The organism is Thioalkalivibrio sp. ALE19, assembly GCF_000428605.1.
Classification (GTDB): domain Bacteria; phylum Pseudomonadota; class Gammaproteobacteria; order Ectothiorhodospirales; family Ectothiorhodospiraceae; genus Thioalkalivibrio.
The window spans coordinates 1-9,812 of the sequence record NZ_AUAG01000044.1; the positions used below are offsets into that span (position 1 = coordinate 1).

13 protein-coding genes are annotated in these 9,812 nt (G+C 66.9%); 12 read left to right on the forward strand and 1 reads right to left on the reverse strand.

The annotated features are described in order from the left end of the window. Positions 1–48 precede the first annotated feature (48 nt). The 12 genes from F787_RS0113510 to F787_RS0113565 all read left to right on the forward strand — a co-directional run bounded on the left by F787_RS0113510 (position 49) and on the right by F787_RS0113565 (position 9,440). On the forward strand, positions 49–363 hold the full coding sequence (locus F787_RS0113510) for a BMC domain-containing protein (protein ID WP_019592863.1): 315 nt from the start codon (positions 49–51) through the stop codon (positions 361–363). Positions 364–373: 10 nt separating this feature from the next. Then, a complete protein-coding gene (locus F787_RS0113515; protein WP_019569872.1) occupies positions 374–826 on the forward strand; it encodes a bacterioferritin in 453 nt (150 codons plus the stop codon). Next, on the forward strand, positions 810–1,091 hold the full coding sequence (locus F787_RS0113520) for a 4a-hydroxytetrahydrobiopterin dehydratase (protein ID WP_018871382.1): 282 nt from the start codon (positions 810–812) through the stop codon (positions 1,089–1,091). Before F787_RS0113515 ends, F787_RS0113520 begins: the two co-directional genes overlap by 17 nt. A 13-nt stretch (positions 1,092–1,104) precedes the next feature. Then, positions 1,105–1,740 (forward strand): ParA family partition ATPase, encoded by a 636-nt coding sequence (gene parA / locus F787_RS0113525; RefSeq protein WP_028492524.1) that lies wholly within the window; start codon positions 1,105–1,107, stop codon positions 1,738–1,740. After that, entirely contained in the window at positions 1,737–2,156 is a 420-nt protein-coding gene (locus F787_RS0113530) for a hypothetical protein (protein WP_028492525.1), read from the forward strand. Before parA ends, F787_RS0113530 begins: the two co-directional genes overlap by 4 nt. A gap of 62 nt (positions 2,157–2,218) precedes the next feature. Next, positions 2,219–3,022, forward strand: a complete 804-nt coding sequence (locus F787_RS0113535) for a CbbQ/NirQ/NorQ/GpvN family protein (protein ID WP_018871379.1) — start codon at positions 2,219–2,221, stop codon at positions 3,020–3,022. 28 nt (positions 3,023–3,050) lie between these two features. Continuing rightward, a complete protein-coding gene (locus F787_RS0113540; RefSeq protein WP_028492526.1) occupies positions 3,051–5,372 on the forward strand; it encodes a nitric oxide reductase activation protein NorD in 2,322 nt (773 codons plus the stop codon). A gap of 56 nt (positions 5,373–5,428) precedes the next feature. Then, the gene (locus F787_RS0113545) at positions 5,429–6,430 is read left to right on the forward strand and encodes a LysR family transcriptional regulator (RefSeq protein ID WP_018871377.1); all 1,002 of its coding nucleotides are present in this window, start codon (positions 5,429–5,431) and stop codon (positions 6,428–6,430) included. 108 nt (positions 6,431–6,538) lie between these two features. Beyond that, on the forward strand, positions 6,539–7,114 hold the full coding sequence (locus tag F787_RS0113550; protein WP_028492527.1) for an SgcJ/EcaC family oxidoreductase: 576 nt from the start codon (positions 6,539–6,541) through the stop codon (positions 7,112–7,114). Between the two features lie 69 nt (positions 7,115–7,183). Then, positions 7,184–8,131 (forward strand): sodium-dependent bicarbonate transport family permease, encoded by a 948-nt coding sequence (locus F787_RS0113555; RefSeq protein ID WP_018871375.1) that lies wholly within the window; start codon positions 7,184–7,186, stop codon positions 8,129–8,131. Positions 8,132–8,134: 3 nt separating this feature from the next. Then, positions 8,135–8,425 (forward strand): hypothetical protein, encoded by a 291-nt coding sequence (locus tag F787_RS0113560; protein ID WP_018871374.1) that lies wholly within the window; start codon positions 8,135–8,137, stop codon positions 8,423–8,425. A 13-nt stretch (positions 8,426–8,438) separates the two neighbouring features. Then, the gene (locus F787_RS0113565) at positions 8,439–9,440 is read left to right on the forward strand and encodes a phosphotransferase (RefSeq protein ID WP_042805990.1); all 1,002 of its coding nucleotides are present in this window, start codon (positions 8,439–8,441) and stop codon (positions 9,438–9,440) included. Positions 9,441–9,491: 51 nt separating this feature from the next. On the opposite strand, the gene F787_RS0113570 is transcribed toward F787_RS0113565, so the two are convergent. Next, on the reverse strand, positions 9,492–9,812 hold a 321-nt coding region (locus F787_RS0113570), incomplete at its 5' end, for an IS110 family transposase (protein WP_028492529.1).

The following is a 9,812-nucleotide window of genomic DNA, read 5'->3' on the forward strand; positions in this document are numbered from 1 at the left end:
CGGGGTCGGTGACCGGCCCCGCGGCCTGATTCTGCAGAGAGGTTCAAGATGGCGAACGAATTTCATGGTGTGGCCCTGGGCATGATCGAGACCCGCGGTCTGGTTCCGGCGATCGAGGCGGCGGATGCGATGACCAAGGCCTCCGAGGTGCGTCTGATTGGCCGCCAGTTCGTGGGCGGTGGTTACGTGACGGTTCTGGTTCGCGGCGAGACGGGTGCGGTGAACGCGGCCGTGCGTGCCGGTGCCGATTCCTGCGAGCGTGTGGGCGACGGCCTGGTGGCTGCGCACATCATTGCCCGCGTGCATTCCGAAGTGGAAAGCATCCTGCCGAGCGCGCCCAGCGCCAGCGGCTCCGCCAGCTGAGGATACGCCGATGGCCGATCCACGGATCGTGGGCTATCTGAACCGGGCCGTCGCGCATGAAATGTCGGCGGTCCAGCAGTACATGGCCCAGGCGCGGCTGACCGCGCTCTGGGGCATGGCGGAACTGAGCGACTCGCTGCGGCGGGAAGCGCAGGAGGAACTGGAGCATGCGGATCGCCTGATGACCCGCCTGATGCACTACGGGCTGGCGCCTCCCGGCAGCCAGCTGGCACCGGTGCGTCTGGGGCGTTCGGTCCGCCAGCTGATGGAGTACAACCGCGCGCTGGAGCTGGATGCGGTGCGGATGTACGAAGAAGCGGTGGCGTACTGTCGTCGGACCGGTGCGCGTGAGGATGCCGCGCTGTTTGCGGCCCTGCTCGACGAAGAGTGGGAACACGTGCGCGAGATCGATGCTCAAATGAATGCAAACGGCAGCGGAGATTCCGATGGCCGAGAACGGTGACGTGGTTCCCGCAGGCTGGGAGCCTGGCAAGGGTTCGCTGGTGTCGATCAGCAAGCAGTACACCTTTGATCGTTACGGGGTGACGCGGGATTTCCTCGACCGGGTCGCGGATCTGTCCGAGGCCGACGGTTATCATCCGAACATCAGCTTCGGGACGACCTACGTGAACATCACCATCGACGCCCGGGACGGCGAGGCCATCGGCGAGGCGGATCGCGCCTTCGCGCTCGAGGTCGACCGGCTCGCCGGCGAGGTGACTTCATGACCCGGGGTTTGTAATGGGCTCGCGGGTGATCGCGGTCGTCAATCAGAAGGGCGGGACCGGCAAGACCACCCTGACGATGAATCTCGCGGCCGGGCTGGTCCGGCGCGGCCGGACCCTGGTCGTCGACGCCGATCCTCAGGGTTCGGCGGGGCAATGGGCGCGCATGAGTTCGGAGCGCAAGCCGTTCCCGGCATCCGTGTTCGCGGTGGCCGGGCCGCTGGATCGGGAGCTGGCGAATCTGCGGCGCGATTATGACTTCGTGGTCATCGACTGTCCGCCGACCCTGGAAGGCGGTGCGGTGAACGGGGCCCTGGCAGCGGCGGACCTGGCATTGATCCCGGTGCTTCCTTCGCCGGTGGACCTGTGGGGCAGTGTCCGCATGGGGACGGGCCTGGAGGACGCGCAACGGGCGAACCGGGATCTGCAGGCGCGTATCGTGGTTAACCAGCTTGAGGTGCGCAGCGCGCTCTCGCGCGCAATGAAGCACGCCCTCATGGAGATCGACATTCCCGCACTGGAGCAGACGCTGCGGCGGCGGGCCATCTACCGGCGTTCGGCGCTGGAAGGCAGCTCCGTCTATGATCTGGGGAAACCCGGACAGGCGGCGGCGGCCGAGATCGAAGCCATCATCGAGGAGGTTTCACAATGAGTGACCTGCAGAACAAGCTGGCGGCCGGCGTGCGCGCGGCGCGCGAAAACCAGGATAACAAGGGCGAGGCATCGGGCACTTCGACGGAGGACAAGTCGAGCAGCAAACCGGAGTCCGCCACGGAGCAGAAAACCGCGGAGAACAAGCCGGCGCAGAAGCCCGCCTCGGGCCAGTCGTCGGCCGGCAAGGCGACGACCGGGACGCGCGGCAGCACGGCGAAGAAGCCCGCTGCAAAGAAAACCGCGGGCAGTTCCGGCGGGTCCGGCGGCACGCGGAAGAGCAGTGGAACGACGACGAAGAAGCCGGCCTCCGGCGGCACCCGCGGGAGCCGCAAGGACTCACCGGGCAATGACGATCGTGCCACCGGTGATGCGCCCTGGGAGAATCTGCATCCGGATCGGGTCTGGCCGGACTGAGCCGGGACCGGAACGCGAGCATGGCCGGGCGCAGCCCGGCCTTTTTGTGAAGGAGCATTGCCATGCAGGACGAACTGCGCGAATACCGGGTGACCGCAGAGCCCTATTACCAGCCGGTCGCCGACGAGGTGGAGCTGTACGAGGCGGCGTATGCGGCGCGCATGCCCATGATGCTCAAGGGTCCGACGGGCTGCGGGAAGACGCGGTTCGTGGAACATATGGCCTGGAAGCTGGGCAAGCCGCTGGTGACGGTGGCCTGCAACGAGGACATGACCGCCTCGGATCTGCTGGGGCGCTATCTGCTGGATGCGGAGGGGACGCGCTGGCAGGATGGACCGCTGACCATGGCGGCCCGGCTCGGGGCGATCTGCTATCTCGACGAGATCGTGGAGGCGCGGCAGGACACCACGGTGGTGATCCATCCCCTGACCGACAACCGGCGGGTGCTCCCGCTGGAGAAAAAGGGGGAGATGGTCGAGGCGCATCCCGACTTCCAGGTGGTGATTTCCTACAACCCGGGTTATCAGAGCCTGATGAAGGACCTGAAGCAGTCGACCAAGCAGCGCTTCGGCGCGCTGGATTTCGACTATCCGGATCATGCGACCGAGACGCGGATCGTCGCGCACGAGGGTGGCGTGAGCGAGGATGTCGCGGACAAGCTGGTCAGCGTGGCCGAGCGTGCACGCAATCTGAAGGGGCACGGTCTCGACGAGGGCATCTCCACCCGCATGCTGGTGTATGCGGCCACGCTGATCGGGAAAAACGTGCAGCCGCTGGCCGCCTGTCGCATGGCCCTGGTCCGGCCCATTACCGACGATCCGGACATGCGCGATGCGCTGGATTCGGCGGTAACCACGTTCTTCTAGACCGCCTTCGAGGCGGCGCGGGCGCGCGATGAGCATCCATCTGGAAGACTATCCGGACCTCCTCGATGATCTCGGGGAACACGCCGCGCAGGTGCTGGAGTCCGCGTGGCACGAAGCGACGCGCGCGTTCAGTCCGGCCGGTCTGGAGCGCTATTACCTCGAGGGCGCGCGCAGTCTGCATTCGCTCGGACGCGGGACCGAGCTGGTGATCGCGTTCATTCAGGAGGCCCCGGGGCTGGCCCAGGAGCTGGGCGAGGATGCCGTCGCGGAACTTCTGAGTTCGTCCATCCGGATGTATTCCAAGACCAGCTCGGCGGTGATCACGCTGGTGATCTCGACCGCGCCCATTGCCGCGCGTCGCCTGGGGGACCATTCGCTGTTCGAAGGCTATCTGCGCCTGCTGGATTCGCTGCTGGGCCAGGCTCCGCGCGGGGTGCGCCCGATGCTGGAGCATCTCGACGAGCTGCTGAGCCATCTGACCCTGGGCGGGTTGCGGCGCTGGGCCACCTGGGGCGCACAGGCCCATCGCACGGATCTCGAGGCGCAGATCGAATACTTCGGTCTGCAGTCGCCGGAGTCGCGCTCGGTATTCCAGAAGGAGCGCCGCGGTACGCTGTTCGTGGACGTGCAGCGGCGCATCAACCTGTATCTGCGCTCGCTGTGGGGGCGCGATTTCTTCATGCGTCCGACCAGTGGCGATTTCGAGTCGCGTGAGGGCTACCGGCCGTATATCCAGGGCTTCACGCTGTTCCTGCCGGATGCCTTCGATGATACCGACGAGCTTTCCGGTCTGGACCTGTATCGCGCGGCGGCCGCGCATGCCGCCGCGCACATGGTGCATACCCGCGAGCGTCAGGAAGAAGAGGCGCCGCGGGGGATCCGGGGCGCGCTGCTGGAGCTGTTCGAGGATGCCCGGGTCGAGGGGCTGACACTGGCCGCGTTTCCGGGGCTGGGTCAGATCTGGAAACCCCTGCACACGGCCACCCCGGAAGACGGCGATGCGCCGCAGCCACTGCTGGCACGGACCGCGCGCGCCCTGATCGACGCCGATTACACGGACCCGCACCCGTTCGTGAACGAGGCGCGGGCAGCCTTCGCCCGCGAGTCCGATCTGGAGCGTGCGGGACTGGCGGCGGAACTGGCGGAAGCGCTGGCGCCGGCCTTCCCGGAGAAGGGCTACGTGAACCCGAAGCAGATCGCGCCCGAGGTCGTCTACCGCGACGACAACCGCTATATCTGGGCGGTGGGCCGCGAGGACGAAGAAGAGGCGGAGGTGCTGGCCGCACACGGCTCCGGCCAGGAACGGATCTACGTCACGCCGATGGAGATGATCAACACCCTGGACGTGCCCAGTGCCGGGGACGATGCCCAGCAGATCATGGTCCTGGCGACGGAGTTCTTCCGTGATGACGAGGACACCAGCATCAACGCGCAGGAGGGCAAGGAGCCGATCTCGCTGCCGTTCCACTATCACGAGTGGGACTACCAGATGCAGCTGGAGCGCCCGCACTGGGTGACCCTGCTGGAGCGCCGCCCTCCAAAGGGCGATCTGGACGAGATCGACGCGATCAACGAGAAACACAAGCCGCTGATTGCCCATCTGAAATACCTGATCGAGGCGATTCAGCCACAGGGGATGCAACGCCTGCGCCGCCAGCCCGACGGCGACGAGCTGGACGTCAACGCGCTGGTGGAGGCACAGATTGACCTGCGCATGAACCGTCAGCCCGATGAGCGCATCTACACCCGCAATCTGCGCCAGGAGCGGGATCTGTCCGTGCTGGTCCTGCTGGACCTGTCGGAGTCGACCAACGAGACGGTGCGCGGGACCGACACCTCGGTGGTGCAGCTGGCGCGTGAGGCGACCACGCTGCTCTCGGGTGCAATTTCGCGCATCGGCGATCCGTTCGCGATCCACGGCTTCAACTCGGACGGGCGGCACGACGTCGAGTACTTCCGCTTCAAGGATTTCGATGCGCCATGGGACGACACTGCGCGGGCGCGTCTGGCGGGGATGAAGGGGGCGCTTTCCACGCGCATGGGGGCGGCCATCCGGCATGCCACGGAGCAGCTGCGTGCCCGCGGCTCGCAGAAGAAGCTGATGCTGGTGATTACCGACGGCGAGCCCTCGGACACCGACGTGCGCGACCCGCAGTACCTGCGCTTCGACGCGCGCCGCGCGGTGGAGGAGGCCGGACGCAATGGCGTCCACAGTTTCTGCATGAGCCTGGACCCCAACGCCGATGATTACGTGGAGCGCATCTTCGGCAACCACTACATGGTGCTGGACCGGGTCGAACGGCTGCCGGAGAAGCTGCCGATGCTGTATGCCGGCCTGACGACCCGTTAACGGGGGGCGGCGTGAGTCAGAGTGATTCGACGCGGGATTCCGGCCTTCCGCAGGTGATGCTCAAGTCGGAGCTGCCGGCGCATCTGATCCGGCATGCGACCCTGCGCCAGCTCCAGGTCTTCGAGGCGATCGTGCGCCTGGGCAGCTTCACCCGCGCCGCGGAGGAGCTGCACCTGACCCAGCCGACGGTGTCCATCCAGATCAAGAAGCTCTCCTCCGCGCTGGGGCTGCCGCTGTTCGAATATGTCGGGCGTCGGGCGTCGCCCACCGAGGTCGGGCTGCTGCTGTACGACACCTGCCGCGAGATGCTGGGGGCGCTGACCAACCTGGAGATGAAGCTGGCCGAGATGCACGGCCTCAAGCGCGGCCGGCTTCGCCTGGCGGTGATCACCACGGCGCAGTACTTCGCCCCCAGCATCCTGGGCCAGTTCGCGCGGCGCTATCCCGATGTGGAGCTGTCGCTGGAGGTCTCCAACTTCGACCGGGTGCTGGATCGCCTGGCCAATAACGACGATGACCTGTACATCATCGGCCATGTGCCGGAGCGCCTGACCGACGTGGCGGTGTATCCCTTTGCGCCCAACCCGCTGGTGGTGATGGCCAGTCGCGATCATCCGCTGGCAGGGCGCCGCAACATCCCGCTGCAGGAGCTGGAGCAGGAAAACTTCCTGATGCGCGAGCCGGGCTCGGGGATCCGCGAGTCGACCCTCAAGCTGTTCCAGGAACACGGCATCAACCCGCGGGTGCGCATGGAGCTGGGCTCCAACGAGGCGATCAAGCAGGCGGTCATCGGCGGTCTGGGGATCTCGGTGCTGTCCCTGCACACCCTGAGCGCGGAGGGCGCGGAAGGGCCGGTGGCGCTGCTGGACGTGGAGCATTTCCCGATCCACCGTCAGTGGCACATCGTGCATCCGCGGCAGAAGGTGCTGTCGGTGGTGGCGCAGACCTTTCTCGACTTCGCCATTCAGGACGAGGCACGGCTGCGCAATCAGATCGAGGACATGCTGGCTGCCTTCAAGGCGCAGGCCGATGCCGGACAGGGCCCCTCCGCCGGATGAACGGTGCCGGCTGACAGGCCCGGCTGACAGGCTATGGGGGGCGGTTTACAATCGCTCGCAAAATCCAACGTTTGATCAGGGCCGCCACGGCGCCCGCGGAGAACACCCGTGAAGAATCCTTCCGACGACCGACCGCGCATCAGCGGCACCCGGTTCATTGATGCCGACAGCGAGCCGCGCGCCCGCTTCAGCCTGAGTGCCTCGTACCGGGACCAGCATCACCCGGTGACCGGCACCGGTGGCGACCCGAACTTCGGCGCCATCGATACCCCGGTGGACGAGAGCTGCGTGGTTTGCGCCCCCGCGACCCGGCGTCTGGCGGAAGAGCTTTTCGACCGCTGGAACGACGCGCTGAAGACCGGCGACGCGGATCGGGTCACCGACTGCTACGCCGAGGACGCGGTGCTGCTGCCGACGGTGTCGAACGTTCCGCGCACCACGCGCGACGAGATCCGCGACTATTTCCGCCATTTCCTGGAGAAACGGCCCGAGGGCACGATCAACCAGCGCAACGTGAAGTTCGGCTGCAACAAGCTGACGGATGCCGGGACCTATACCTTCCGCGTGCGCGACGGCGGCGAGGTCAGGGACGTACCGGCGCGTTACACCTTCGTCTACGAGAATCGCGACGGCGAATGGAAGATCGTGCATCACCACTCCTCGATGATGCCCGGCAACGACTGAACAAGACCGACAGTCCCGTGCCCCGCGAGAGCCGGCGCGGGGCGACGTTTCTGACTGGAGGCAAGGACCATGGTTTCCGAACCGGTCGTTCTGTTTTTCCTGCTCGGCGCGATCGCCGGGCTGGCCAAATCCGACCTGAAGATCCCGATGGCGGTGTACGAGGCACTGTCCATCTTTCTGCTGCTGGCCATCGGCCTGCACGGCGGGGTCAAACTGGCCGAATCCGATCTGGTGCCCCTGCTCCTGCCCGGACTGGCCGTGCTGGTGGTGGCGGCGTTCATCCCGCTGATCGCCTTCCCGGTGCTGCGCTGGGTCGGCCGCATGACCCGCGCCGACTCGGCCTCCATCGCCGGCCACTACGGCTCCGTCAGCGTGGTGACCTTCTCGGTGGCGGTGGCCTACCTGGCCCAGCGCGGGCTGGATTACGAGGGGCACATGATCGTGTTCCTGGTACTGCTGGAGATCCCGGCGATCGTGATCGGCATCCTGCTGGCGAAGGCGGGCACCGGTGGCGGGACGCGCTGGGGCAAGACCCTGCACGAGGTGTTCTTCGGCAAGAGCGTGTTCCTGCTGATCGGCGGGCTGCTGATCGGCTACCTGGCCGGTCCCGAGAACATCGAGCCGCTGGAGCCGATGTTCTGGGACCTGTTCAAGGGCGTGCTGGCGCTGTTCCTGCTGGAGATGGGGCTGGTGGCCTCCAGCCGCATCGCCGAGGTGCGCAGTTACGGGGCCTTTCTGGTGGCGTTCGCGATCGTGATGCCGGTGGTGGCCGCGCTGCTCGGCATTGTGCTGGGCTGGGGGCTGGGCATGTCGCTGGGCGGCACGCTGCTGCTGGCCACGCTGTACGCCAGTGCCTCGTACATCGCGGCCCCGGCAGCCATGCGCATTGCGGTGCCGGAGGCCAACCCGGCACTGTCGATCGGGGCCTCGCTGGGGGTGACGTTCCCGTTCAACATCTTCGTCGGCGTACCCCTTTACTTCTGGTTGGCCGAACAACTCTACGCAGTCGGAGGATAGGGCATGGAAGGCGAACCGATGCGCCTGATGGTGATCGTCACCGAGGCGATCCTGGAAGACATGCTGGTCGACGAGATCCGCAAGCTGGGTGCCAGCGGCTACACCGTGATCGACGCCCGCGGCTGGGGCGAACACGGCAAGCGTCGCGGCAACTGGCGCCAGGGCGGCAATATCCGCATCGAGGTGCTGGGGTCCGAGGAGCTCTGCACCCGCATTGCCGCGCACATGCGCGACACCTACCAGAAGGACTACGGGCTGCTGATCTACACCACCGACGCGCTGCTGCACAACTGAGGCGGCTGTGGCCATGGGCGCGCGGGAGGACGCAGAACTGGCCGCACGCGTGCGCGACGCGACCGGCGCCCGCGCGGCATACCCGCAGGAGCGGGTGCAGGGGCTGTGGAGCGGCTACGGCGAGATCCGGCGCTACCGCCTGGAGGATGCAGCGGTCCCCTCGGTGATGGTGAAGGATGTTCGCTACCCGGCTGCCGTCAGCCACCCGCGCGGCTGGGGCGGCGGGGTTTCCGACCGGCGCAAGCGGCGATCCTACGAGGTGGAGCGGGCCTGGTACGCGGATTTCGCCCCGCGGCTCGATCCGTCGCGCTGTCGCGTCCCGCGCTGTTTCGCGGCGGAAGGGGACGATCAGGGCGGCTGGATGATCCTGGAGGACCTGGATGCGGCCGGTTTCCCGGACCGCCGCGAGCGCCTGGACGTGGACGGCGCGGTCCTCTGCCTGCGCTGGCTGGCCGAACTGCATGCCGCGTTTGTCGGCGCCGCACCCGACGGGCTGTGGCCGGTCGGCAGCTACTGGCACCTGGCGACCCGCCAGGAAGAATGGGCGGCCATCGAGGACCCGGTCATCCGCCGTACGGCCACGGAGCTCGATCGTCGGCTGAACGCGGCCCGTTTTCACACCCTGGTCCACGGTGATGCCAAGGTCGCGAACTTCTGTTTTGCTGCCGACGGGGGCGCCTTGGTGGCAGTGGACTTCCAGTACGTCGGCGGCGGCTGCGGGATGAAGGACGTGGCCTATTTCATCGGCTCCTGCCTCGACGAAGAGGAACAGGAGCATCGCGAGGCCGACCTGCTGGACGCCTATTTTGATGCCCTGCGCGAGGCGCTGCGCGATCACCACCCGGACGTGGAGGCGGCCGCGCTGGAGGCCGAATGGCGGGACCTGTTCCCGCTGGCGCAGGCCGACTTCTACCGCTTCCTGGTCGGCTGGAGCCCGGCTCACTGGAAGATCCATGACTACAGCCGGCGGGTTGCGCTGGACGTCGTACGGCGGCTGGATCCGGGGCCGGCCTGAGGCGCGCCGGATCGGCTGGCCTCCTACGGTTGCCCCGGCCGGTAGGAGATTCTATGTCTGCGTGCAAGGGTTCGGGGGTCGGTAGTCGGTCTGGTTTTTCATGAGGGCGAAGGCGACGCGGGCGAGTTTGCGAGCCAGGGCATTGAGGGCCTGCGTCGTGGCCAATCCCCGATCGAGACAGCGCTGGTAGTAGTCGCTCCAGGCGGGTTTGGATTTGGCCTGCATGGCCGCCATGTAGAGCAGGCGTCGCAGCTCCGGGTCTCCCTGCTTGGTGAGCCGGCGTCGGCCTCGCTTCTGGCCGGAGTCCCGGACCCGGACATCCATGCCCAGGAAGGCCACGAACGCATCGCTGCTGCGGAAGGTTCCACGGTG

Excerpts from the sequence above, each read along its gene's own strand:
- parA (WP_028492524.1), top strand. The coding sequence starts at position 1,105 with ATGGGCTCGCGGGTGATCGCGGTCGTCAATCAGAAGGGCGGGACCGGC.
- F787_RS0113510 (WP_019592863.1), top strand. The coding sequence starts at position 49 with ATGGCGAACGAATTTCATGGTGTGGCCCTGGGCATGATCGAGACCCGC.
- F787_RS0113530 (WP_028492525.1), top strand. The coding sequence starts at position 1,737 with ATGAGTGACCTGCAGAACAAGCTGGCGGCCGGCGTGCGCGCGGCGCGC.
- F787_RS0113565 (WP_042805990.1), top strand. The coding sequence starts at position 8,439 with ATGGGCGCGCGGGAGGACGCAGAACTGGCCGCACGCGTGCGCGACGCG.
- F787_RS0113520 (WP_018871382.1), top strand. The coding sequence starts at position 810 with ATGGCCGAGAACGGTGACGTGGTTCCCGCAGGCTGGGAGCCTGGCAAG.
- F787_RS0113560 (WP_018871374.1), top strand. The coding sequence starts at position 8,135 with ATGGAAGGCGAACCGATGCGCCTGATGGTGATCGTCACCGAGGCGATC.
- F787_RS0113540 (WP_028492526.1), top strand. The coding sequence starts at position 3,051 with ATGAGCATCCATCTGGAAGACTATCCGGACCTCCTCGATGATCTCGGG.
- F787_RS0113545 (WP_018871377.1), top strand. The coding sequence starts at position 5,429 with ATGCTCAAGTCGGAGCTGCCGGCGCATCTGATCCGGCATGCGACCCTG.
- F787_RS0113535 (WP_018871379.1), top strand. The coding sequence starts at position 2,219 with ATGCAGGACGAACTGCGCGAATACCGGGTGACCGCAGAGCCCTATTAC.
- F787_RS0113515 (WP_019569872.1), top strand. The coding sequence starts at position 374 with ATGGCCGATCCACGGATCGTGGGCTATCTGAACCGGGCCGTCGCGCAT.
- F787_RS0113555 (WP_018871375.1), top strand. The coding sequence starts at position 7,184 with ATGGTTTCCGAACCGGTCGTTCTGTTTTTCCTGCTCGGCGCGATCGCC.